Source organism: Roseibium sp. (genome assembly GCF_051016195.1).
Classification (GTDB): Bacteria; Pseudomonadota; Alphaproteobacteria; order Rhizobiales; family Stappiaceae; genus Roseibium.
Genome location: NZ_CP134616.1, coordinates 257,077 through 282,300, shown reverse-complemented (window position 1 = coordinate 282,300; position 25,224 = coordinate 257,077). Strand labels below are relative to the sequence as shown.

The following is a 25,224-nucleotide window of genomic DNA, read 5'->3' as shown; positions in this document are numbered from 1 at the left end:
AAGGAATAAACTAAAGTAATGCCAAAAAACAGTGAAAATAACCGATCAATTTCCATTATTCTAGAGAAATAGTCTGATTACGCTTGATAAAGCGTTTTGGGAGGTGCTCATGCCCGCCGCTGCTGCCGCAATGACAACGATGAACGATGCAGACCTGGTGCCGTTCCGGTCTGCCTATGCTCCGGATGAACGTAAAACGGTCGAGGCGCTTCTGAAGGAAGCAGCGGGTGATCCGGTTGTCGAGAAACTGATCGATCAACGTGCGCGCGGCTACATCCATGACATGCGTGCCGTACAGGTCGGTCTGGGCGGGGTTGAGGACTTCATGCGCGAGTTCGGCCTGACCACTCGCGAAGGTCTCGCCATGATGGTTCTGGCCGAGGCACTGCTGCGCGTACCGGATGCCGGTACCGCAGACAAGCTCATCGAGGACAAGCTTGCCGCTGCCCGGTTCGATGATCCGTCCGGCCACAAGTCCGATACCTGGCTGGTGTCCGCATCGTCTTGGGCGCTGGGTGTGACTTCCCGCCTGCTTCACCCGGGCGATACGCCGCAAAGCATCCTCTCCAGTCTCGTCAAACGCATGGGCATGCCCACCGTGCGTGTCGCGACGCGAAAGGCGATGACTCTTCTCGGACATCAGTTCGTTCTGGGCGAGACGATCGAAAAAGCGCTTGAGCGGGCGAAACTGCAGGAAGCCAAGGGCTACCGGTATTCCTACGACATGCTGGGTGAGGGGGCCCGCACGGCCAGGGACGCGGAGCGCTACTTCCAGTCCTACGCGAATGCCATCGCGGCCATCGGCAAATCGGCAGGTGATGAGGATCTGCCGAACCGGCCCGGGATCTCCGTCAAGCTTTCCGCCCTGCATCCAAGATACGAAGCTGTCAACGGCGAGCGCGTCCGGGACGAATTGCTTCCGAAGCTGCGCGAACTCGTGCAGATGGCGAAGGACCGCAATCTCAATTTCACGGTCGATGCCGAGGAGGCCGATCGCCTGGAGATTTCACTCGATGTGATCGCGGCGCTGCTCGCCGATCCGGTTACCGAGGGCTGGGACGGCTTCGGCCTTGCGGTGCAGGCCTACCAGAAGCGCGGGCCCGACGTGATTGACTGGCTTGTTGGCGCCGCCCGCAGAACCGGGCGCAAGCTGATGGTGCGTCTTGTCAAGGGCGCTTACTGGGACACGGAAATCAAGCGCGCCCAGGAAGAGGGTGTCGACGGATATCCGGTATTCACCCGCAAGACGGCGACCGATCTTTCCTATCTGTGCTGCGCCAAGCGGATGCTCGCGGCCAGGGACGTTCTCTACCCGCAATTTGCCACGCACAATGCCCTGACGGTCGCGCAGATCATCGAACTCGCCGGCGGGTCCTCCGAGGGCTACGAGTTTCAGCGCCTCCATGGCATGGGCGAAAGCCTTTACAGGTCCGTGTGCGAGCGTGACGGCTTTCCGACCCGCATCTATGCCCCTGTTGGCGGATACAAGGATCTCCTGGCTTATCTCGTGCGGCGTCTTCTCGAAAACGGTGCCAATTCGTCCTTCGTGACGATTGTCGGCGATGCGTCCGTTTCCGTTGAAACGATGCTGAAGCGCCCCGCCGAGATCCTCGACAACGGCCATCACGCAGTCAATCGTTCGATCCCCATGCCGGTCGACCTTTATGGGGACAGCCGCCGCAACGCCGAAGGGGTCGAATTCGGCTGCGCCGCCGAACGCACTGCGCTCGTCGACGGCATGGCCCGGACACGCGCACCGTTCACGGATGCCGGCCCGCTCGGCAAGGGGCTGTCCGCGACGGGCGAGGCGCACCCGGTTTTCGCGCCTATGGATGGAACCACGAAGGTTGGCACAGTTCGCTTCGCCGACACGCAGACGGCGCTGAGGGCCATCGAAGAGGCGCAGAAGGGCTTCGAAACATGGTCACGCAAACCTGTCAACGAAAGGGCGGCGGCGCTCGAAAGGCTCGGTGACCTGCTGGAGGAAAACCGGGACCGGCTGATGATGATCCTGTCGATGGAAGCCGGAAAGTGCCTGCCGGACGGCATTGCCGAAATCCGCGAGGCCGTCGACTTCTGCCGGTATTACGCCAGTGAAGCCAGAACGCTGTTCGGTGAAGGCCGGCTCATGCCGGGACCGACCGGCGAAGAGAACCGCTACCGCTATCGCGGCCGGGGTGTTTTCGTCTGCATTTCACCCTGGAATTTCCCGCTCGCCATTTTCCTTGGACAGATCAGCGCCGCACTTCTCGGCGGCAATGCGGTTGTCGCGAAACCGGCGGAGCAAACGCCGCTGATCGCCTTTGAAACCGCCAGACTGATGTACGAGGCCGGGATACCCGAAGATGCGTTTTTCCTCGTACCCGGCGAAGGCGATATCGGCGCGGCGCTGACATCGCACCCCGCCGTTGCGGGCGTTGCCTTCACCGGGTCCACCGAGACGGCCTGGGCCATCAACGGAACGCTTGCGGCCAAGCGCGGCCCGATCGTGCCGCTGATTGCCGAGACCGGTGGCATCAACGCCATGCTGGTGGATGCGACCGCTTTGCCGGAACAGGTTTGCGATGACGTCATGATGTCCGCCTTCCGCTCCGCCGGTCAGCGCTGCTCGGCGCTTCGCCTGCTCTATGTTCAGGAAGATGTCGCCGATACGTTGATCGCGATGCTCGAGGGCGCGGCAAAGGAACTAAGCCTGGGAGACCCGCGGCAGCCGTCCACGGATATCGGGCCGGTGATCGATGACGAGGCACGCGACAACATCATGTCTCACATACACGACATGAGCGACAGCGAGACACTACGCTTTGCCGGCAAAGTACCGGATGGAAGCCTTGCGAACGGCTCCTGGGTGGCACCGCACATCATTGAGCTCGACAGGGCGGAAGCGCTGACCCGCGAGGTTTTCGGTCCGGTGCTGCACGTCGTGCGCTACAAGGCGGGCGACATCGACAAGGCGCTCGACCAGATCGCCTCCACCGGTTACGGGCTGACGCTGGGTGTTCACAGCCGTATTGACGCAACGGTGAAAAAAGTCGTCGACCGGCTTTCCGTTGGGAATGTCTACGTCAACCGCAACACTATTGGTGCCGTAGTCGGGACCCAGCCGTTCGGCGGCTCGGGTCTTTCCGGAACCGGTCCGAAGGCAGGTGGTCCGATCTATCTGACCCGTTTCGCGCTGGAACAGGTGGTTTCCATCAACACCGCCGCCGCCGGCGGCAACGCCAGCCTCGTCGCCGCATCGGACGATTGAGAGGTCTCTGACCGGGGCCGGTTACCTCTCCCTTGGGAGAGGTCGGCGCGCATGCGCCGGGTGAGGGGACAAACTCCGGTTAGACATGCAGACGTCTGATCCCTCACCCTGACCCTCTCCCAACGGGAGAGAGGATTGTCGCTTCAGCCGGAAAGACGCGTCACTTGACTTGAGATCAGTTCAAAAGATCCATTTTGGACAAACCGAGCAGCTCTGGGTCAGATCCTGCATGACGGGCATCGTAGTTGAACCGGTCCTTTCGAGTGTTGCCTCCTCGCTCACTTCCCTCTTGGCTTCGCCCGCCTTGTCGCTTCTGCTTCCGTCGGATCGTCCGGCCAGGGGTGCTTGGGGTATCGGCCTTTCATGTCGGCTTTGACATCCGCCCACGATCCCGCCCAGAAGCCGGGGAGATCCCTCGTGACCTGGATGGGCCGTTGCGCGGGCGAGAGCAGTTCCAGGATCAGCGGGAGCTGTCCGTCGCAAACGCTCGGATGCTCTTTGAGGCCGAACAGTTCCTGTACGCGGATCGAAAGGGTCGGTCCGGCTGCTGCACCGTAATCGATTGGGACCTTGCTGCCGGTCGGGGCGCTGAAGTGCGACGGGGCAAGCGCGTCCAGCCGTACCGATGCGTCATAAGGCAGAAGACCGGCAAGCGCGTTCCCGAGGACTGCGGCATCGACGGCGCTGATCGTCGTCAGCCCGGACAGATAGGGCTGCAGCCAGTCTTCAAGTGTTTCGAGGAGGTGCCGGTCACCGAGCTCCGGAAGATCGGCTGCACCGTTGTCGCGCGCATAGGCGACCCGTTTGCGCAGGCGGGCCTGTTCCTTGCTCCAGGGCAGACGGGCCATGCCGCGGCGGCGGACCTCCTTGAGAAGCGCGGCCACGACGGCTTCCGGTGCAGCGGACTTGATCGCAGAGGCCTGAAGTTCCACTGCCTTGTAGCGGGTGACGCGCCGGGCCTTGAGCGCGCCGTCCGGCGTGAGCTGAACATCCTCCTCCTCGACGATGTCTCCGGCAAAGAGGTCCTCGATCTCTTCTTTCGAAATCGGTACGCACAGCTGAATGCGGCCACTCGCTGCCTTCCCCTGAATATCCGCAACAACGAGGAAACGCTCGCCGGCAAGGGCGTGTTCCTGCTCCAGCTCCGCTCCGCGTCCGTTGGCAAGCCGGAACCGGCCGGTCTGACCGCGTGCCTGTGCGACCCGGTCCGGATAGGCGAGCGCGAGCAAGAGCCCTGCGCTTTCAATGTCGGTTTCGCTTCCGCTGCCACCGGCCTGGTTTAGCCATCTTGCGGCAAGCGCCCGGCCATCTTTTGCACGTTGTCCCCTGTCATGTCGCAAGGCGCGCAGCCGGGTGCGCAGATCCGGATCGCGTCCGCCAAGTCCGGGTTCGGAGAGGCACAAGGCAACGAGCGCTGCCGTGAAGCCGAGGCCCCGATCAACGCCCGCAATGACCATATGCGCCAGTCGCGGGTGAAGCGGCAGTTTTGCAAGGGCCTTGCCCTCGCGTGTCAGATGACCGGCCGCATCGAGTGCATGAAGATCCGTCAAAAGGGATTTCGCCTCATTCCAGGCGGCCGCCGGCGGTGGGTCAGCGAAGGTCAGGCTGGCCGGGTCGAGGGTTCCCCACGCCGCGAGATCGAGAACGAGGCCGGTCAGATCGGCTTCCAGGATTTCGGGAGCCTCGGCAGCTGGCAGGGCCATCGTCTGGGCTTCGTCCCAAAGGCGGTAACAGACACCGGGCTCGGTCCTGCCCGCCCGTCCCCGCCGCTGATCCGCGGAGGCGCGCGAGACGCGAACTGTCTCAAGGTGGGTAAGACCGGTCTGGGGCTCATATCTCGGCACGCGGGCAAGGCCGCAGTCGATCACCACGCGAACGCCCTCGATCGTGAGCGACGTTTGCGCAATGGCGCTTGCCAGCACGATCTTGCGCGCTCCGTTTTCAGCAGGCCGGATGGCTTCGTCCTGGGCTTTCGCGTCAAGGCCGCCATAGAGCGGAGCGACCTTGCAGTTTGCGGGGATCTTGCCGGACAGAAGATCCGCGACCCGCCGGATTTCACCCTGCCCGGGAAGAAACACCAGCAACGATCCCGTCTCTTCCTGGAGTGCCTTGTGGATGGCGTTTGTGATCTGCGGTTCGATCCGGATCTTCGTATCGCGGCCGAGATAGTGCGTTTCAACCGGAAAGCTTCGCCCCTTGCTTTCCAGAACAGGGGCGGCGCCCAGCAGCTTCGAAATGGAGGCAGCATCGAGCGTTGCCGACATCGGGAGGAGACGCAGGTCCTCGCGCAGAGCTGCTTGAACATCCAGCGCCAGCGCCAGTCCGAGATCTCCGTCGAGCGAGCGCTCGTGAAACTCATCGAACAGGATGGCCGCGATGCCGGTCAGCTCCGGATCGTCGAGGATCAGCCGGGTGAACACCCCTTCGGTAATGACCTCGATTCGGGTCCTGGAACTGACCTTGGTTTCCATACGGACCCGGTAACCAACCGTGTCACCCGGCTTTTCGCCAAGCTCGCTCGCCATCCGCCGCGCTGCCGCCCGTGCGGCAAGCCTGCGCGGTTCCAGAACCAGGATCTTGCCATCCCGCCGCCAGGAAGCGTCAAGCAGCGCAAGGGGAACGCGCGTCGTTTTGCCCGCGCCCGGTTCCGCCACCAGGACAGCATTTGTGGTTGCCTCGAGCGTCTGCAGGAGATCCGGGAGGACCGCGTCTATGGGAAGGTTGGATGAAAATGTGCGGGACGCAGCCATCACCTAGCCTTTGGGCGATGCGCTGTCCGCTTTCCACTGACGTCCCTGCATGTCGACCGCAAACGAATTCGGTTCACGCGCAAAGGAGGCCAGCCCTTCGAGCGCCGGATCAGGATGGCGCACGATGAAGGTCGGTATCTTGCCCATGAGTGTTTCATGAGGCGATTTGGCCTCGAAAGCGGACCGGAAATCGCCGTCTGTCAGAAAACGTGTGATGCGGGGCGTAATGCCCCCGGTCAGGTAAACACCGCCCCGTGCAAGCACCGTAAGCGCGCAATCCCCGGCAACACGCCCCAGGCTTCTGGCGAAAATATTGAGCGTCTTCACGGCAACGGGATCATTGTTTTCCGCGGCCTGCGTGATTGTGGCAGGTGTGTCGAATGCCCGTTCGGCGTTCATCCATACGCCCACTGCCCGGGCCAGTCGTGGCAGGCCCGTGCCGCTGAGTAGCTGCTCCGCGCCGATGCGGCCGCCGACCCGTTCGATATGCGGCCAGATCTGGACATCCTCTTCGCTCACCGGCCCGAGTTCGACATGTCCGCCCTCGCCGGGAACGGGAACCCAGGTTCCGGCCGCGAAAATCATCGCTGCCGCGCCGAGCCCGGTTCCCGGACCGAGAACGAATTTGGCGCTGTTGGTGCGGATGGAACCGGTGCCGACCTGTTCGATATCCGCACCGCTGTATCCCGGCAAGGCGAGAGCCTGCGCTTCGAAGTCATTCAGAACAACGACTTCCTCAAGCCCGAGATCGGCAATCATCCTCAGGGGCTCGATCACCCAGGCCGCGTTGGTCAGGGGGATAGCGTCGCCGGTTACCGGGCCGGCGACTGCGATAATTGCAGTGCGGGGTTTTGCCTCGGCCTCGGGAAAGACAGCTGCGCGGATCGCGGAAGAAATGTCAGGGTGATCTGCCGTCGCGGTCTTGCCGCACATGCGAGTAGGCGCATCGCTGCTGTCGACCAGCGCGAAACGGGCATTGGTGCCGCCGATATCGGCGACGAGAACAGGATAGGCGAAGGATTTGGAACCTGGCATGCAAGTCATGACTTGGACGTACCGACCTCAGGCGTATCGGATGTTGTCTGAAGGCCCTGCAGGCGCGCGGAGCGAAGCAAAATATCTGCCGTGGACTGGTTGAGCGCCATCGGAATGTCGTAAACCAGCGCCAGCCGCATGAGCGCCTTGACATCAACGTCGTGCGGCATAGGGGAAAGAGGATCAGCAAAGAAAAACAGGCCCTGCAATTCCCCTTCGGCGATCATGGCACCCAGCTGTTGATCGCCACCCAGAGGACCGCTCTTCAGACGCGTGAGCGTGAGTTCTGGGCAAGCCTCCAGAACACGGCCGCCGGTCGTCCCCGTGCCGACAAGGTTGAATGCCGCGAGTTTCTCGCGGTGGCGCAAGGCGAAGTCCACCATCGCATCCTTTTTGGCATCATGCGCGACTAGGGCAAGTGTCGGGGTGGCTGGCATTCGGGATCCTCTCGCGGCAAGACGGACGGGCGGCTTGGTTATTAGCCGCAAACTCGGCACTACGCAAAGGGGGAAGCGCCAGAAGTGTGCGGAAAGGATCGTTACAGGCGAAAAAATTCGAGAGACAAAAAAGCCACGCCCCCTGTGGAGCGCGGCAGTCGATAGGGAGAAGACGTGGCTTGCTTAGTCGAAAAGGTTGCACCGGACCGGTTCGCGGCCTGAAACCCTCCGAAAATAAGGATCGGGTTCCTTCAGATGCAGTCCGGCAATTTCCAGGACGAGTTTCATGCGGATGGCATCCGCGAAACCTTCCTTCGACCGGACGGGAATGGCAAAGGAGCCCGGACCGCCGATCACGCAATCTTCGTAGTAGTGATCGAGGTTGAGCATCGCCTGCCAGGAGTTCTTGTTCGTCTTCATCATCAACGGCAGCCCGTTGATCGTCACGCCCGCAGCAACCATGCGATCCCGCATCTCGGTGACGGAGCCACCCTGGTTGTTCGGCCCGTCTCCCGAAATGTCGATAACACGGCGCAGCCCCATATACTGGTTGGTCTGAACCAGTTCGACGGATTTCTCCAGAGCCGACACGATGGAGGTCCGCTGTACTTGTCGCAAGGGAGCCTCGGCAATCTTGGAGGCAAAATGCGAAGCCGTGGCCGCGTCCTTGACGACGGTCCAGTCGGCGACGATGAAGTGTTCATCGACACCACCCCATTCCATATAGGTGACGGCGACCCGGCCGATCGGACCAATCTGAATGGCATCGATGAATTCCCGCGAGGTGAGAGCTGAGACATAGCCGGCCCGCTGGATTTCCTGTTCTTCGGTGTCCATGGATTGTGAGATGTCAACCGCGAGTACGAGTTCCACGTCGACCTCGTTGGCCGGATCGTATGAGAGATTTGCGGTCGAAGGCATCGCCGGCCGCAGGTCCCGGGCTTCGGCGGGAAGGATAAGCAGCATGGCTACTGCTGGAAGGGACAGTATCTTTGCAACTGTCAGTGCACAGTCTTTTATTATGTCGAGACGCATTGGTTTCTCCTTATTCCGGTCTTGCGACCGTGTTGCCACGTCTCCCCAGTGTTATTTTGTTGTTCTGCTACTCGTCTTTACAGTCCTTGTGATTCTTGCTGAGGCGCATGAAACGCCTTTGGTTAGCATCAGGATTTACTTAGCAAGCTACGTGCCAAACCTAGCTGAAATCAATTTAACTGGCAAAATCAAATGTGCACGGAGTGCGTATATTCCACAGATAGGAATTTTCTGCCGGATTACTAGGCAAATTTTGCCGGGCGCCGTCACATTTCCGACATCAAACGGCAAAATGTGCCGGGGCGGATTTTTCGGTTTATGCTGAGCCGATGCCCTGAAATGAAGCAGTCTGCTTAAAATTCGGGAGCTTTTTCTGTTGACGAGCGCGCCCTCGCTGGTCATGATCTGAATAAATTCTCACTAGGTGAAGAATTTTTCGGGATGAATTGAAGTGTCATGCCGAAGGACAAGAAGGGCTCGTTGAACGAGCCGGTTTCGTTGGCGGGTTCGGAGCATCCCTGATCCGGCCCTGGGAAGGTGTCGACGTATATGCAGGCGCACGAAGACGACTGGACATCCTATATGGCCATCCGCGCGGCGTGGCTGTCTTTCGTGGGCGGCCGCACCCAGGGTGAAATCGCATCTCAGCTCGGTGTATCGCCAGCCAAGGTGCATCGTCTGATCGCCCACGCCCAGAAGGCAGGTTACGTAAAGTTTCAGGTCGACGGCCGGCCAATGGAATGCCTGCAGCTGGAAAAGGAACTCTCGCGCTTTTTCGATCTCACCAATTGCATTATTGCGCCCGATCTTGGTGGCGGCGACGATGAGGGTGTTTTGCGCGCGGTCGCCGTCTCGGCGTCACAGTTCCTGACCGGTCTGCTGTCGGGGCCGAATGTCAAGCGTCTTGGCGTCGGCATGGGCCGCACAATGAAGGCGTCCGTGGAGGCTCTGCCCAAGACCGCGCGTCAGGATTTGGAGATCATGTCGATCTGTGGCTCGCTCACGCGCACGCTTGCCGCGAACCCCTATGACATCGTGCAGAAGATGCAGGAGCGCACGGGCGGCATCGGCTACTATCTGCCCGTGCCGTATTTCGCTGAAAGCCCCGATGAGAAAGCCATGTTCCTGACGCAGCGCAGTGTCCAGGACCTGATGGCGCGCGCGCGCCAGTCAGATGTCTTCCTGATCGGCATCGGCTCGGTCGAGAATGAGGGGCACCTGGTTCAGCGCGGCATGATCTCAAAGCAGGAACAGGAACAATTGATGTCTTGCGGTGCCGTCTGTGATTTGATGGGCCGCTTTTTGACGATTGAAGGAAAACTGGCTCCCAATTCTCTCGGCGATTGCGCCGTGGGTCTGCACTTCGACGAAGTGCGCGGGCGCCGCGTTATTGCGCTGGTGGGTGGGCAGAGCAAGGTGGATGCAACCCTTGCCGCACTTCGCACTGGTGTCATTACCGACCTTGTCACGGACGAGACCCTTGCGAGGGCCCTGAGTGCGCGGGTCGGATTGCAACTGGCACAGTCCGCATGACGCGGCTGGGTCACGAGGGGAAACGGGTCTGAAAGAAAAGCAGGCCCCCGCATGTCGGAGGACATAAACGTGAAGAAGCTTCTAACCATCGGCACGGCTCTTGCCGGACTGGCCCTTACCGCCGCGGCCGCAGCGGCTGACACCAAACCGGCCGTGCTTTACGATCTCGGAGGACGGTTCGACAAGTCGTTCAATGAAGCCGCCTACACTGGTGCTGAGAAATTCAAGCAGGACTACGGCATCGAGTACCGTGATTTCGAAATCCAGAACGACAGCCAGCGTGAACAGGCCCTGCGCAACTTCGCAAAGCGCGGCATGAACCCGATCGTCGCCATCGGCTTCTCGCAGGCTAACGCGGTTGAGAAGGTCGCCGCGGAATTCCCGGACACGCAATTCGCGATTGTCGACATGGTCGTCGACCTGCCGAATGTCCGTTCCATCCTCTTCAAGGAGCACGAAGGCTCCTACATCGTTGGCCTGTTGGCCGCCATGGCGTCCGAGACAGGCAAGGTCGGCTTCGTCGGCGGCATGGACATCCCGCTCATCAGCAAGTTCGCCTGCGGCTACAAGCAGGGCGTGGCTGCGACCAACCCGGATGCCGAAGTGTTCGAGAACATGACTGGCACAACCGGCGCTGCCTGGAACGACCCGGTCAAGGGCGGCGAACTGGCCAAATCCCAGTTCGACCGCGGCGCGGACGTTGTCTATCACGCAGCCGGCGGCACCGGTATCGGTGTTCTTCAGGCGGCGGCTGATGCAGGCAAGCTCGGCATCGGCGTTGACAGCAACCAGAACGGTCTGCATCCGGGCTCCGTTCTGACCTCCATGCTGAAGCGTGTCGACATTGCCGTCTATCAGGCGTTCGAAGATGCGGAAAACGACAGCTGGTCGTCCGGCTTTGAAGTCCTCGGCCTCAAGGAAGGCGGTGTCGACTGGGCGCTGGACGACAACAACGCGGAACTCGTGAATGACGAGATGAAAGCTGCCGTCGAAAAGGCGAGCCAGCAGATCATCTCCGGCGAAATCGTCGTTCACGACTACATGTCCGACGAATCCTGCCCCAACTGAGGGTTCTCGAAAATCAGCCTTCGCGCCGGGTGCGCGGAGGCTTCCACCTGATATCACCTGCCGCCCAATCGTTCTGCCGGGGGATCGGATGATCAGCTTGAAATCTGGACTGTTTACCGCGGCCTTGGCCGCAGCATTCGCCACATCCGCGGCATTGGCGGATCCCGCGATCGTTTATTCGGTTGGCGGCAAGTTCGACGGTTCCTTCAATGAAAGCGCCTATACAGGCGTGAAGCGGTTTCAGGAGGAAACGGGTGATCGCGTCCGCGAATTTGCGCTGGAGCGTGATTCCCAGAGCCTGCAGGCCTTGCGGAACTTCGCAAACCGTGGCGGCGAACCGGTGGTCGCGATCGGGTTCAACCAGGCCAACGCGCTTGGACAGGTCGCGCCGGACTTCCCGGAGACCGACTTTGCAATTGTCGACATGGTCGTCGATCAGCCGAATGTGCGCTCCTACGTTTTCAAGGAACAGGAGGGGGCCTACATCGCAGGGCTTCTTGCGGCCATGGCAACGAAATCCGGAACGATCGGCTTTGTCGGCGGCATGGACATACCGATCATTCAGAGGTTCCTGTGCGGCTACAAGCAGGGCGCGCAGGCTGCAAACCCGGATGTCAGCGTCATCTTCAACATGGCCGGCGACACGCCGGCCGCCTTCACCGACCCGGTGCGCGGCGGTGAACTCGCGATCGGTCAGATCCAGCGCGGTGCCGACGTGATTATCCAGGCTGCCGGCGGAACGGGGCTCGGCGTGCTGCAGGCGGCAGCGGACGCTGATATCCTGGGCATCGGCACGGATAGCAACCAGAACGGCCTGCACCCTGGTAAGGTTCTGACTTCGATCCGCAAGAGGGTCGACAATGCGGTCTTCGACAGTTTCAAATCCGCAAATGACGGAACCTTCACACCGGGCATTCAGGTGCTCGGACTGGCCGAGGGCGGTATGGACTGGGTGTTGGACGAAAACAATGCGGATCTCATCTCGCACGACATGAGAGCGGCAGCCGACAAGGCCGTCTCAGACATATCCGCGGGCCGCGTCAAGGTGCATGATGTGGTGACCGAAGGCGCGTGTCCGCTCTGATCCGGAGCTGCGCTGACAGGGGGCAGAAAGAATGACAGGGAACAACCGTCGGGCCTGGGGGAAGGCATGAGCGAAACGCCGGCAATCGAGCTCAGAAAAATAAACAAGCGTTTCGGCCCGGTTCACGCGAACAAGGACATCGACCTTGTCGTGAAGAAAGGGTCGATCCACGGCATCATCGGGGAGAACGGCGCGGGCAAATCCACGCTCATGTCTATTCTCTACGGCTTCTACCACGCCGATGATGGAGATATTCTCATCGACGGGAAAAAGCAGACGATCCCCGATTCCAAGGCGGCGATTGCCATGGGGATCGGCATGGTTCACCAGCACTTCATGCTGGTGGACAATTTCTCCGTTCTTGAAAATGTCGTGCTTGGCGCGGAAGACAGCCAGCTTCTTGCCGGAAGCCTCTTTCACGCGCGTTCCGAGTTGAAGCGCCTGGAGGAAGAATATGAACTGCGGGTTGATCCCGATACGCTGATCGAAGATCTTCCCGTCGGCCTTCAGCAGCGTGTCGAGATCCTGAAAGCCCTTTACCGCAGCGCCGAGATCCTCATTCTCGATGAGCCGACAGGCGTGCTGACACCGGCGGAAGCGGACCACCTCTTCAAGATCCTCGAAGTCTTGAGAAACGAAGGCAAGACCGTTCTCCTGATCACGCACAAGCTGCGCGAAATCATGGCAATCACCGATGCGGTCTCGGTCATGCGGCGCGGTGAGATGGTCGCGACCGTGGAAACGAAGGACACCTCCATGGAACAGCTCGCCGAACTGATGGTCGGCCGGTCGGTGCTGCTGCGCGTGGACAAGAAACCTGCGGAACCGAAAGCACCGGTGATGGAAGTGTCCAACCTGACAGTGACCGACAGCCGCGGCGTTCAGGTCGTCATGGATGTTTCATTTTCGGTTCGGGCCGGCGAAATCGTCGGCATTGCCGGAGTTTCCGGCAACGGTCAGTCCGAGCTTCTGGAGACGCTCTCCGGCATTCGCCGTGCGACCACCGGAACTTTGAAGATCCACGGTGAAACCATCGACCTGAGTACAAGCACGCTTGATGCTGCCGACATGCGCGAGAAGAGCATGGGGCACGTGCCCGAAGACCGGCACCGCATGGGGCTGATCAACAGCTTTACGGAATACGAGAATTCGATCCTCGGATATCATCGCGACCCGGCCTATTCGAAAGGCCTTTTGATGGACCTCGGAACCATCAAGAAAAACGCCGTTGCCGAGATCGAGAAATACGACATCCGCCCGCCGAACCCGATGCTGAAGACCGCGAATTTCTCGGGCGGCAACCAGCAGAAGATCGTATTGGCGCGCGAGATCGAACGGGACCCGGAAGTGCTGCTTGTCGGTCAGCCGACACGCGGCGTTGATATCGGCGCGATCGAGTTCATCCACCGGCGGCTGGTGGAGCTGCGCGATGCGCAAAAGGGCGTGTTGCTGGTCTCGGTTGAACTGGACGAGATCCGGGCGCTTTCCGACCGCGTCCTGGTGATGTTCGACGGCAGGATCGTCGGGGAACGCGGCGCGAACGCGGAAGAAGGCGATCTCGGGCTGCTGATGGCCGGCGTCGACAATACCCAGTCCGTCCGGGGAGGTGTGCAATGACAGCCGGTCAGCTTCCACGCTGGGTCGATCTCGGCCTTATTCCCTTCCTCAACCTAGCCGCGGCGTTTCTGGTGTCGGGCCTCGTGGTTGTCCTCATTGGCGAGAACCCGCTTGAGGCGGTTCAAATTCTTGTCTGGGGATCGCTCGGCTACGGTGAAGGCATCGGGTTTACACTGTTCTACGCGACCAATTTCATCTTCACCGGGCTGGCAGTCGCCGTCGCCTTCCATGCAGGTCTGTTCAACATCGGCGGCGAGGGGCAGGCCTATCTGGGCGGGCTTGGGGTTGCGTTCGCGTGTCTTGCACTCGACAGCGTCGTGCCCTGGTACATTACCTTGCCGTTCGCTGTCATTGGCTCGGCCCTGACGGGGGCTGCCTGGGCTTTCATTCCGGCCTGGTTGCAGGCAACCCGCGGCAGCCATGTCGTCATCACCACGATCATGTTCAACTTCATCGCGTCGTCGCTGATGGTCTATCTGCTCAACGGCATGCTGAAGGAACAGGGCTCCATGCAGCCGGAGACCAGAACCTTCGAAGACGGCGGACGCCTGCCCTTCCTGAACGACATTTTCCCGTCCTTCGGATTTGGGTATGCACCGGTCAACCTGTCGCTTTTCCTGGCGCTGGCCGCCTGTCTGCTTGTCTGGCTCCTGATCTGGCGCACGAAACTCGGCTTTGAAATCAGGTCGTTCGGCGCGAATGCCACGGCAGCAGTCTATGCCGGGATTTCACCGGTACGCACGATTGTCATCACGATGCTGATCTCCGGTGGCCTTGCCGGCATGATGGCGATCAACGAGATCATGGGGTCCCAGCACCGTCTCCTCATCGACTTCGTGACAGGTTACGGTTTTGTCGGGATCGCCGTTGCCCTGATGGGCCGCGCCCATCCGGTCGGTATCATTCTGGCAGCCATTCTCTTCGGGATGCTGTATCAGGGCGGGGCCGAACTTTCCTTCGAAATGCCCAACATCACCCGTGACATGATCATCGTCATTCAGGGCCTCGTGATCCTGTTCGCAGGGGCTCTCGAGTATATGTTCCGGCCCGCGATCATCAGGTTGTTCACGCCTTCCCAGGCACTCAAGGCAAAGGAGGCGTGATCATGTTTGAAGATTTCATCCTGATCCTCGATTCGACTGTTCGCCTGTCCACGCCGCTTTTGCTTGCCTGCCTTGCAGGGCTTTATTCGGAACGTTCCGGCGTGGTCGACATCGGCCTGGAAGGCAAGATGCTGGGTGCCGCATTCGGGGCAGGGGCAGTCGCCTACATCACCGCCAATGCCTGGCTGGGCCTGCTCGCCGGTATAGGTGTTTCCGTGTTGCTCGGACTTCTGCACGGCTTCGCGTCGATCTCGAACCGCGGCAACCAGATCGTCTCGGGCGTTGCCATCAACTTTCTTGCCGCCGGTCTGACGGCGCTTCTCGGCCAGACCTGGTTCCGCCAGGGCGGACGAACGCCGGCCCTTCCCGAGGGAGGCCGCTTCACCGATGTCGCCTGGCCAATGTCGGAGCAGCTGCGCGATGTCCCGGTGATCGGTCCGATCTATGCCGAGCTCCTGTCCGGCCACAACATCCTCGTCTATGCGGCTTTCCTCGCGGTGCCGCTGACATGGTGGATCCTCTTCAGGACCCGTTTCGGTCTGCGCCTGCGTGCCGTCGGTGAAAACCCGGCGGCGGTTGATACGGCGGGGATCTCGGTAACCTGGCTGCGCTATCGCGCGGTGATTGCCTGCGGCATCCTGTGTGGCTTTGCCGGGGCCTATCTCTCCATCGCGCAAGGTGCCGGCTTCGGGGTCAACATGACCGCCGGCAAGGGCTTCATCGCGCTCGCCGCGCTGATCTTTGCCAAGTGGCGCCCCGCAAGTGCGATGCTGACATGCCTCCTTTTCGGTTTCCTTGATGCTGTCGCGATCCGCATGCAGGGTCAGGAACTGCCCGGTGTCGGCGAGATCCCGGTCCAGTTCTTCCAGGCTCTGCCTTACGTACTGACAGTCATTCTGCTGGCCGGCTTCATTGGCAAGGCGATCCCGCCGAAGGCTGCCGGCATTCCTTATCTCAAGGAGCGGTCATGAGCGAACTGGACGCGCTTTTCGAGGCTGCGAAGGCAGTTCGCGAAAGGGCCTACGCACCCTATTCGAACTTTCTCGTAGGGGCTGCCTTCAGAACGCCTGACGGGACGGTATTCACCGGCTGCAATGTCGAGAATGCGTCCTACCCTGTCAGCGTCTGCGCAGAGGGCGGCGCGGTCAGCGCCATGATTGCGGGCGGTTACACGGAGATCGAGGAGGCCGTGGTTGTCGGCGACGCGGCCCTTTGTACGCCGTGCGGTGTCTGCCGCCAGCGTTTCGCCGAATTCGGCACGGACAATCTCGTTGTCCATGTCGCGGACCTGAATGGCATCAAGCGCAGTTTCACTCTGGAGGAACTGCTGCCTGCCGCTTTTGAACTTGAGCACAAGTAAGAAGGACTGACCCACCATGAGTGGTTACGGCCGTGAATGCGCTGACATCGTCCGTGCGGCCCGCAAGGGTTCCTACAAGATTGGCATGATCCTCGGTTCGGGCCTTGGCGCTCTTGCCGAAGAAGTCGAAGATGCTGTTCGCATACCATACGGACACCTGACGGAGTTTCCGGTGTCCACCGTGACGTCTCACTCCAGCGAACTCGTCGCCGGAACGCTCGCCGGCGTGCCGGTCGTGATCCTGTCCGGCCGGGCGCATTATTACGAAAGCGGCGATCCGACCGTCATGCGCACGCCGGTGGAGACCCTCAAGGAGCTTGGCTGCGATATCCTGCTGGCAACCAATGCCGCCGGGTCCCTCAGGGAAGAGGTCGCACCCGGTTCGCCGATGCTGATTTCCGATCACATCAACTGGTCCGGCAAGAACCCGCTGATCGGAGAAGAAGACGAAAAGCGTTTTCTGGATCTGAGTGCCGCCTACGACAAGGACCTGCAGGCCGCGATGAAGAAGGTCGCCGCCCAAACCGGTGACCCGATTGCAGACGGTGTCTACATGTGGTTCTCCGGCCCCTCGTTCGAAACGCCGGCGGAAATCCGCGCTGCAAGGACGCTGGGAGCCGATGCCGTCGGCATGTCGACCGTGCCGGAAGTCATTGTTGCCAGGTTCCTGGGACTGCGCGTGGTCGCCATGTCGATCATCACCAACTACGGCGCCGGCATGCAGACCCACGAACTGTCCCACGACGAAACCAAGAGCGTTGCGCTCACAGGCATGGAGCGCATGAAACAGCTGGTACGCGCATTCGTGAAGGAGGTCGGCTGATGAGCGACAGGATTGAAAACGCCAAGCGGGCCCTGGGTCTGGTCGACCTGACCAACCTGAATGACGATTGCACGCCGGACGACATTTCAAAGCTGACGGAACGCACCGTGACCGATCACGGCTCGGTTGCCGCTGTCTGCGTCTGGCCGCGTTTCGTCGCGCAGGCGGCAAAGGAACTGACCGGAACGGGCGTGAAGGTCGCAACGGTGGTGAACTTTCCCCAGGGCGGCGTGGACACGAGCGCTGTGGTTGGCGAAACGCTGAAAGCCATCGAAGACGGCGCCGACGAGATCGATCACGTGATGGCCTACGAGGCCTTTGTCGCCGGCCGCAAGGGGTTCGTTGAAGAGCAGATCATCAGGGTCAAGGAAGCCATTCCCGAAGCGGCGATCCTGAAGGTCATTTTGGAAACGGGCGAAATCAGGGACCCGCTGCTGATCCATGCGGCCTCGAATGTTGCCTTCGCCGCCGGGGCGGACTTCATCAAGACATCGACGGGAAAGGTCAAGGTCAACGCGACGCTGGAGGCGGCAGAGGTGATGCTCACCGCGATCGAGGAGGCGCGCCGCGACAATGCTGAGCGCGTGATCGGCTTCAAGCCCGCCGGCGGCATCAGGACAAGCGAGGATGCCGAGGCCTATCTCGCGCTTGCCGACCGGATCCTTGGGCACAACTGGGCCTCAGCCTCCACCTTCCGTTTCGGGGCGAGTGGCCTCCTGGACGCGCTGATCGCAACGATCGAGGGCACCGAACCCGCACCCACTCAGGGCTACTAACGGCACCAAAAAGGATTGAACAATATGCTGCCGCAGGAACTCATTCGGAAGAAACGCGACGGGGGTGCTCTCGACGCGGAGGAGATCGCGTTTTTCGTCAAAGGCCTCGCAGATGGCACTGTTACGGAGGGGCAGGTGTCCGCGCTGGCCATGGCTGTCTTCTTCAAAGGGCTCAGCATCGATGAACGCGTCGCACTCACGCTCGCGATGCGCGACAGCGGCGACGTCATGAACTGGCAGGAAATCGAGGCGCCGGTTCTGGACAAGCATTCGACCGGCGGTGTCGGCGACAACGTATCGCTGATGCTGGCTCCAGCGCTTGCCGCATGCGGCGCTGCGGTGCCCATGATTTCCGGGCGCGGTCTCGGACACACCGGGGGCACGCTCGACAAGTTTGACACGATTCCGGGCTACCAGACACAGCCCGACAACCTGCTGTTCAAGAAAGTGGTGCGGGACATCGGCTGCGCGGTGATCGGCCAGACGGGCAATCTGGCACCGGCGGACAAGCGGTTTTACGCCATTCGCGATGTCACGGCGACGGTCGAGAGCATTGATCTGATTACTGCGTCCATCTTGTCAAAGAAACTGGCCGCCGGCCTTCAAGGTCTCGTGCTGGACGTGAAATGGGGAACCGGTGCCTTCATGGCGTCTTTGGATGAAGCACGGGCGCTCGCGGAGAGCCTCGTTCTTGTGGCGAACGGGGCCGGGTTGAAAACGACCGCGCTGCTGACGGACATGAACGAACCGCTTGCCTCGGCTGCAGGCAATGCCGTTGAGATGCAGAATGCGGTCAACTTCCTGAAAGGCACGTCTGTCGACAATCGCCTGTGGGATGTCACCGTTGCCCAGGGTGGTGAACTTCTGGCGACCGGTGGCATCGCGCCGACGGCGGATGCCGGGGCGGAAATGATGCGTGAGGCGTTCGACAGCGGCAAGGCAGCGGAAAAATTCGGGCAGATGGTGCACGCCCTTGGCGGCCCCGCCGACTTCATCGAAAAAAGCGAACTCTACCTCGCCAAAGCGCCGGTCCAGGCGCCGGTCTACGCCGACACTGACGGCATCGTGACGGCGATCGATGCGCGCGCCGTCGGCGTCGCGGTGGTCGCCCTTGGCGGCGGTCGCAGGGCCGCGGCCGATGTGATCGACCCGTCTGTCGGTCTGACCGACCTTGCGGGGATTGGAAACACCGTGGATGCCGATGCGCCGCTTGCGATTGTGCATGCGCAAACCGAAGAAGAGGCCGAAGCGGCGGCAATTGAAGTCCGGAATGCCTATTCGCTCGGTTCGGCCATGGACGTTGAAGATCATCCGAGCGTCGTTGACCGCATCGCGCCCTGATCAACTGCTTGCCGGTTTTTTGTCCCGGCACCCCTCCGGTTCCGTTGACCGGCAAGAGAGAAAACTGAGGAGACACCCATGCCTCGAGCAATCCTGTGTGTGCTGGACAGTTTCGGCATCGGCGGCGCGGCGGATGCTGCGGCGTTTGGTGACGCCGGATCCGACACGCTGGGTCACATTGCCGAACGCTGTGCGCGCGGCGAAGGCGACATGGAGGGGTTGCGCAGAGGGCCGCTGTCCGTGCCCAACATGGATCGTCTGGGACTTGGTGCCGCCGGGCGGCTTTCAACCGGCAAGGACGTGCCGGGGCTCGACTATGCCGGTGACCCCGAAGCGCTCTGGGGCTATGCCGCCGAAGTATCGAACGGGAAGGACACACCGTCCGGGCATTGGGAGATTGCAGGTGTTCCGGTGCGCTTCGACTGGGGCTACTTTCCGGACACCATCCCGACATTCCCGGCCGACCTGATTGACCCGGTCTGCGCGGCAGCGCAGTTGGAGGGCGTTCTTGGCAACAAGCACGCTTCCGGAACTGAAATCATCGCGGAACTCGGCGAGGAACATGTCAGAACCGGAAAGCCGATCTTCTACACCTCGGCTGACTCCGTTATTCAGATCGCTGCGCATGAAGACCACTTCGGCCTGGAACGGCTTTTGAAGCTGTGCGAGACGACGCGGGAATTCGCCGACCCCTACAACATAGGCCGCGTCATTGCGCGCCCGTTCACCGGTGACAGTGCGCAGACCTTCGAACGCACTCCCAACAGGCGCGACTATTCCGTTCTGCCGCCCGAACCGACGCTGCTCGACCGCCTAACCGAAGCAGGACGCACCGTGATCGGCGTGGGCAAGATCTCCGATATCTTTGCGCATCAGGGTGTTGCGAAAGTACTGAAGGGAGCAGGCAACGATCAGCTTTTCGACCGGACACTTGAGGCGATGGAGATGGCCGAGAACGGGGACCTCGTCTTCTCGAATTTCATCGATTTCGATTCGCTCTACGGTCACCGGCGGGACGTGCCAGGCTACGCGGCCGCGCTTGAGCATTTCGACCGGCGGCTGCCGGAGATGATCTCCAGGCTCAAAGACGGCGACCTGTTGGTGCTGACCGCAGATCACGGCTGCGACCCGACATGGACCGGAACGGATCATACGCGGGAACATGTTCCGGTGATCGCCACCGGTCCGGGCCTCGCTGGCCGGAGCATCGGCGGCAGAAAGACCTATGCGGATATCGGCGAGAGCATTGCCGATCACCTTGGAATTGCGATAGGTCCTCATGGGTCGAGTTTTTTGAAAGCCTGATAACGGCAGGCAGGCCTGGCTCAAAAGGTCATGTCCCGATCTTCCGGAGATGAGTGAAACGTGAACGTTCCAAAGGCTGAATTGCATTGTCACATCGAAGGGGCGGCCCCGCCGAGCCTGGTCCGCAGGCTGGCCAGGCAGCATGAAGTCGATGTGAGCGAAATCATCGACGGCAAGGGAAGGTATGTCTGGTCGGACTTCACGAGTTTTCTGAAGGCCTACGACGTCTCCAGTTCCGTCTTCAAGACACCTTCTGACTATGCGCTGCTTTCCGAAACCTATTTTCGAATGCTCGCGGCCGAAGGCGCGATCTACGGTGAAATAACGATCTCGCCGGACCATGCCCAGGCTGCCGGGCTCTCCTACAGGTCGTATGTCGAGGGACTCGCGAGCGGCATTGAGCGGGCCAAGACGGAAACCGCGATCGAAGGACGCATGATCGCGATTGGCGTGCGCCACTTTGGCTCGGCCTCGGTGGAGCGTGTCGCAAAGGAAGTGATCGCGAACCCTCATCCGCTGGTGACCGGTTTCGGTCTTGCGGGAGATGAGCGTTCGGGCCATCCCGCCAACTTTTCCAGGGCCTTCCGCATGGCCGCAGACGCGGGACTGGGGACAACCGCGCATGCAGGTGAGTTCGGCGGGCCCGACAGCGTCATTGCGGCTCTGGAGTTTCTGCGGGTCAAGCGCATCGGACATGGCGTCCGGGCAATCGAGGACAAGCAACTGGTCAAAAGGCTGGTCGACGAGGAGATCGTGCTCGAGGTCTGTCCCGGGTCGAACGTAGCGCTCGGTGTCTTTTCTCACCTGCGCTTTCACCCGGTGAACATTCTGCGCAGGGAAGGAGTGAGGACTACCCTCAATTCCGACGACCCGCCGTTCTTCGGCACGACGCTCGGCAAGGAATACAGCTCCGTCGCGAAAACCTTCGGCTGGTCGTTCGAAGACCAGATCGCCGTTACGCGGACCGCGCTTGAAGCTGCTTTTTGCGATCCCGCCACCCGGAACCGGTTGCTGGTGAGACTGGACAGCGCCGCACGCGAAGACGGCGAGAACTGACGGAGGCGAACGCATATGACGAAGGAGAGTTCGGTACTGGCAGTCTTTGATCCGCGCGAAATTCGCCGCCGCGCGCATCATCTGCTCGATCTTGCCACCGACATGAAACTCAAGCATGTTCAGGTGGACTTGTCGCGGCTTGGCGATGCCCTGTTGACGCTGCTCGAAACCACCAAGGGTTCCTATCCCGATTTCCATATCCCGCCCTATGGTGTCTGGCGGGATTTCGAGGCGGGCGGCATCGACCGCTGGGCCGCTCTTGCGGATGCACGGGCGTTCGAAGGGGCGGAGCACATGCTGACCGCCGCCGCCGACCTTGCGATCCTGACCGCTTACATGAAAACGATGCACCCTCCCGGTTGGTTGTTCGAAGATCCCATGACGGGAACGCGCGTCTCCGGCAAACACGCATCGGCGCTCGCGGCGTTCCACATGTTCACCGCCGGGTCATTTTCGAGCGAAATGACGGACCCGTTCCGTGTTGATGCGGAAACGCTCATCCGCATGGAAAAGGACGAACTCGCATCCGGACTGCAATGGGACCTTCAGGACGACACGGATCTGTTGGAGGCCATGCAGACGCATCTCAAGCGCCTCGGAGAGGCGTTGGCGCTGCGGTCCGATCTCTTTTCGGAAGGCTACTTTACGCGACCGGGCCTGCTCATGGTTCGGGCAGCAAGAGAGGCGGACGGTGCTGTCAGCGCACAAAGCCTTTTGGACAGGCTGCTTGAATCGCTTGCACCCGTCTGGCCGGGCGGAGCGGAAAGCGGCAAGATCACGCTGGGAGACAGCTTTGCGCATTCGCCGCTGACGGGAGCAGATGGTGCGGTCGTCTATCCGTTTCATCTGGCGGCCCAGGAAATGGTCTATTCGCTCGTGGAACCCTATGCGTGGGCTGGTCTGGAGGTCGCGGATCTCGAGCTTCTGACGGCACCTGCGGACGACATGCATGCCGCATTGTTTGTCCGTTCAGGCGTGTTGAAGATCAAGGACGGCCCGGAAGCCCCGACGGAGGATGGCGTTCGCGACAGGATGGTTGAAATCCGCGGCGTGACCACAGCCTTGACCGACAGGCTCGCGGATCTCTTGAGGGCGGAGCTTGAGGTGCCGGAAGAGCAATTGCCCCTGACCTGCATTCTCGAAGGCGGAACAAGCCGTGCCGGCGAACGCGCCCTGCAGCAATCTGACGGGGAGTTGCAAAAACTCGGTCGTTTCCTCAATCCCGGGGGTGTTTTCTGGTTGCCCTTCGGGTCGTAGGTCCCCAAGACGGTTTGTAACGGGAGTGCTCCCGCTGACGGCGGGTTTTGTGCTGCCGGCAACAAGTCTCCCGTCACCGTATTTGCGTGTCACCCACTTGAGGTTTGCGCAGCGAGACGTGTCGGTCGGAATTTGCAGACAGGCAAGGCTTTCGCACGTCCGGCCGGCACGTTGACATGCAGTCTCCCGACGATCCGGGTTTCAGGCGTGTTTCTTCCTTAAATCGTGCCGCACCGGTTTCTTGGTACTTTTGGAGTGTCCCGCATCACAGGGAAACCGAGCCCTTATCGCACAGATTGACCTCAAGGACGGCAATTTGTCTGCCGCGTTGAACACCGACGAGGACATTCTGATGCGACCAGCACCTATCAGCTTCGCCAATTCTAGCGTTTTCATGTTGCAGAACCTGGCACCCAGGCAAAACGTCTTGCGGATCTTGGCGGCTCTTTTGCTGCTCTTCTGCCTGGTTTTCGCAGCCTTCATGATCTGGAAAATGGTCTTTTACGTTGGGTGGCAGTTGGGTGCCCAGGTAGAGGAAACTTTTCCACTTGTCTACGGAACGTCCATGTTCCTCAAGATGGCTGCGGCGCATCCGAAACTGCCTTTTTTTGCGCACGGTATTGCAGGGATCGTCGCCATGGTCAGCGGCGCCGTCCAATTCCTTCTGTTGCTGCGTGGAGGTACATCGCGCTGGCATGCGATCCTTGGAAAGGCCTACGTGATCGCGTCCGCTATCGCGTCTACGACGGCGGTCCCGCTGGCATGGAGCCTGCACCACGACATGCTGTTGACCAGCATTGCCTATACGGCCGGCGCTGCCGGTTGGTGCCTTGCAACCATCGTTGCCGTTCAGGCGATCATGTCCGGTGATCTGGAGCGGCACATTGCCTGGATAATTCGCAGCTATGCCTACCTTGCCATGGTCGTGACGGCGCGCCTTTTGCTGGCGTCCGGCGCAATTGCCGGATCGGCCGAATGGAGTTTTGAGGCCATTTCACTTCAATACGCCATCACAATTGTCGCGACATTCCTCATTAACTGGGGCATTGGCGAGTGGATCGTGGCGCGGGTGAGAGACCGAAGAGAAAGAACGTCCGCGCAGACAATCAGGACGCCGACGTCTGCAAGGCACCCAAGGGAAACGGGATACCCCATGCGGGCGATAAACCGCTCGCGGCAAGCATACTTTGCAATCGGCGAGCGGACACGGGTTTTGGGTTTTCGCGGATAGCGGTGCGGCCCGGTGATGTTCACCGGGCGCATGAGCTTTTTCACAGCTTGGGCGATGAGTTCCGTTTGCTGCTTTTTGTATTTTCTTTCCTCGTGCTACCAAGGTAAGAACGGCTTTATAGGGGTAGCTGTTGAAACTGCGGTCCGATACGCGCCAAGGTCACGTCCAACGGGTCGCTTTCGGCAATCGCAGGGGTTGCCAAAAGCAAAAAACAAAGCCGGAAAGCCATTTGACATCAATCTCTTGAGTTCGCAATTGGCGGCAAAGTGTTACGAAAGGTCTGCTTCTATGTCCGGAGCCAATGTCATCAGTCATCCGCTGGTCCAGCACAAACTCTCCATCATGCGCAACAAGGGAACGTCGACCCAGGGGTTCAGACGTCTTCTGCGCGAGATCTCAACGCTTCTGTGCTACGAAGTCACCCGTGATTTGCCGCTGGTTCGCCAGACCATCGAAACGCCGCTTGCCGAGATGCAGGCGCCGACCCTGGCCGGTAAGAAACTCGTCTTCGCCTCGGTTCTGCGTGCAGGCAACGGCTTGCTGGAAGGCATGCTGGAACTCGTTCCCTCGGCGCGGGTCGCGCATATTGGCCTCTACCGGGATCCCGACACGCTGCAGCCGGTCGAGTACTACTTCAAGGCACCGGAAGACCTGAACGAGCGCCTGGTGATCGTTGTCGATCCGATGCTGGCCACCGCAAATTCCGCGATCGCCGCGGTTCAGAAACTGAAGGAACGCGGCGCCAACAATATCCGTTTCCTGTGCCTTCTCGGGGCACCGGAAGGTGTTGCAAAATTCAACGAGATGCACCCGGACGTGCCGATCTACACAGCGGCGATCGACGAAAAGCTGAATGAAAAAGGCTATATCGTTCCAGGTCTTGGTGACGCTGGCGACCGGATGTACGGCACCAAGTAACCGGGCGGATCGGTCATGATCACGGTCTTTGGCTCCATCAATCTGGATCTCGTCGTGGCAGTCGAGCGTCTGCCGAAGGCGTGGCTGCGGGCGCGCTGGCCTGTACCGCGACCGGCGCATAGTCGAGCGCGCCGCGCCGCGAAGACATTCAAGGCCTCGCAGATCAAATCGTCTGAATTGGCTTTACAGGCCGCTAAGGAAACTGTGGTAAGCCGGGCGTCCGTTGGAAGGACCCTGGTTACCTC

The 25,224-nt window shown here is 60.7% G+C and carries 20 protein-coding genes; 16 read left to right on the top strand and 4 right to left on the bottom strand.

Features of this window, described 5'->3' with window-relative positions; all coding sequences use genetic code 11:
- Positions 1-109 precede the first annotated feature (109 nt).
- Complete coding sequence (gene putA, locus RDA78_RS01300) at positions 110-3,250, top strand: bifunctional proline dehydrogenase/L-glutamate gamma-semialdehyde dehydrogenase PutA (protein WP_434053570.1); 3,141 nt, start codon at positions 110-112, stop codon at positions 3,248-3,250.
- A 278-nt stretch (positions 3,251-3,528) separates the two neighbouring features.
- On the opposite strand, the gene hrpB is transcribed toward putA, so the two are convergent.
- The 4 genes from hrpB to RDA78_RS01280 all read right to left on the bottom strand — a co-directional run bounded on the left by hrpB (position 3,529) and on the right by RDA78_RS01280 (position 8,507).
- Positions 3,529-6,000 (bottom strand): ATP-dependent helicase HrpB, encoded by a 2,472-nt coding sequence (hrpB, locus tag RDA78_RS01295; RefSeq protein ID WP_434053569.1) that lies wholly within the window; start codon positions 5,998-6,000, stop codon positions 3,529-3,531.
- A 3-nt stretch (positions 6,001-6,003) separates the two neighbouring features.
- Positions 6,004-7,035 carry a glucokinase gene (glk, locus tag RDA78_RS01290; RefSeq protein ID WP_434053568.1) on the bottom strand — a complete coding sequence of 344 codons (1,032 nt, stop codon included), beginning with the start codon at positions 7,033-7,035 and terminating at the stop codon, positions 6,004-6,006.
- A 5-nt stretch (positions 7,036-7,040) separates the two neighbouring features.
- Positions 7,041-7,472: a methylglyoxal synthase gene (locus RDA78_RS01285; RefSeq protein ID WP_434053567.1), complete on the bottom strand. Its 432-nt coding sequence runs from the start codon at positions 7,470-7,472 to the stop codon at positions 7,041-7,043.
- A gap of 183 nt (positions 7,473-7,655) precedes the next feature.
- Positions 7,656-8,507, bottom strand: a complete 852-nt coding sequence (locus RDA78_RS01280) for a DUF1194 domain-containing protein (protein WP_434053566.1) — start codon at positions 8,505-8,507, stop codon at positions 7,656-7,658.
- 549 nt (positions 8,508-9,056) lie between these two features.
- Here RDA78_RS01280 and RDA78_RS01275 point away from each other — a divergent pair.
- From RDA78_RS01275 to upp, 15 genes are all read left to right on the top strand, one after another.
- Complete coding sequence (locus RDA78_RS01275) at positions 9,057-10,040, top strand: sugar-binding transcriptional regulator (protein ID WP_434053565.1); 984 nt, start codon at positions 9,057-9,059, stop codon at positions 10,038-10,040.
- 69 nt (positions 10,041-10,109) lie between these two features.
- Complete coding sequence (locus RDA78_RS01270; RefSeq protein WP_434053564.1) at positions 10,110-11,108, top strand: BMP family lipoprotein; 999 nt, start codon at positions 10,110-10,112, stop codon at positions 11,106-11,108.
- Between the two features lie 88 nt (positions 11,109-11,196).
- Positions 11,197-12,192, top strand: a complete 996-nt coding sequence (locus tag RDA78_RS01265; RefSeq protein WP_434053563.1) for a BMP family lipoprotein — start codon at positions 11,197-11,199, stop codon at positions 12,190-12,192.
- 66 nt (positions 12,193-12,258) lie between these two features.
- On the top strand, positions 12,259-13,809 hold the full coding sequence (locus RDA78_RS01260; RefSeq protein WP_434053562.1) for an ABC transporter ATP-binding protein: 1,551 nt from the start codon (positions 12,259-12,261) through the stop codon (positions 13,807-13,809).
- A complete protein-coding gene (locus tag RDA78_RS01255; protein ID WP_434053561.1) occupies positions 13,806-14,912 on the top strand; it encodes an ABC transporter permease in 1,107 nt (368 codons plus the stop codon). The genes RDA78_RS01260 and RDA78_RS01255 overlap by 4 nt, the downstream gene beginning before the upstream one ends.
- 2 nt (positions 14,913-14,914) lie before the next feature.
- Entirely contained in the window at positions 14,915-15,883 is a 969-nt protein-coding gene (locus RDA78_RS01250; RefSeq protein ID WP_434053560.1) for an ABC transporter permease, read from the top strand.
- Entirely contained in the window at positions 15,880-16,272 is a 393-nt protein-coding gene (locus RDA78_RS01245; protein WP_434053559.1) for a cytidine deaminase, read from the top strand. Before RDA78_RS01250 ends, RDA78_RS01245 begins: the two co-directional genes overlap by 4 nt.
- A 16-nt stretch (positions 16,273-16,288) precedes the next feature.
- Positions 16,289-17,095: a purine-nucleoside phosphorylase gene (locus tag RDA78_RS01240; RefSeq protein WP_434053558.1), complete on the top strand. Its 807-nt coding sequence runs from the start codon at positions 16,289-16,291 to the stop codon at positions 17,093-17,095.
- Positions 17,095-17,871 (top strand): deoxyribose-phosphate aldolase, encoded by a 777-nt coding sequence (gene deoC / locus RDA78_RS01235; RefSeq protein ID WP_434053557.1) that lies wholly within the window; start codon positions 17,095-17,097, stop codon positions 17,869-17,871. The genes RDA78_RS01240 and deoC overlap by 1 nt, the downstream gene beginning before the upstream one ends.
- 24 nt (positions 17,872-17,895) lie before the next feature.
- Positions 17,896-19,212, top strand: coding sequence for a thymidine phosphorylase (gene deoA, locus RDA78_RS01230; protein ID WP_434053556.1), 1,317 nt, complete (start codon positions 17,896-17,898; stop codon positions 19,210-19,212).
- A gap of 78 nt (positions 19,213-19,290) precedes the next feature.
- A complete protein-coding gene (locus tag RDA78_RS01225; protein WP_434053555.1) occupies positions 19,291-20,517 on the top strand; it encodes a phosphopentomutase in 1,227 nt (408 codons plus the stop codon).
- A 60-nt stretch (positions 20,518-20,577) separates the two neighbouring features.
- Complete coding sequence (locus RDA78_RS01220) at positions 20,578-21,573, top strand: adenosine deaminase (protein WP_434053554.1); 996 nt, start codon at positions 20,578-20,580, stop codon at positions 21,571-21,573.
- A gap of 15 nt (positions 21,574-21,588) precedes the next feature.
- Complete coding sequence (locus tag RDA78_RS01215) at positions 21,589-22,830, top strand: DUF1688 family protein (protein ID WP_434053553.1); 1,242 nt, start codon at positions 21,589-21,591, stop codon at positions 22,828-22,830.
- A gap of 352 nt (positions 22,831-23,182) precedes the next feature.
- Positions 23,183-24,061 carry a DUF2306 domain-containing protein gene (locus RDA78_RS01210; RefSeq protein ID WP_434053552.1) on the top strand — a complete coding sequence of 293 codons (879 nt, stop codon included), beginning with the start codon at positions 23,183-23,185 and terminating at the stop codon, positions 24,059-24,061.
- 288 nt (positions 24,062-24,349) lie between these two features.
- A complete protein-coding gene (gene upp / locus RDA78_RS01205) occupies positions 24,350-24,979 on the top strand; it encodes a uracil phosphoribosyltransferase (RefSeq protein WP_306141257.1) in 630 nt (209 codons plus the stop codon).
- Positions 24,980-25,224 lie beyond the last annotated feature (245 nt).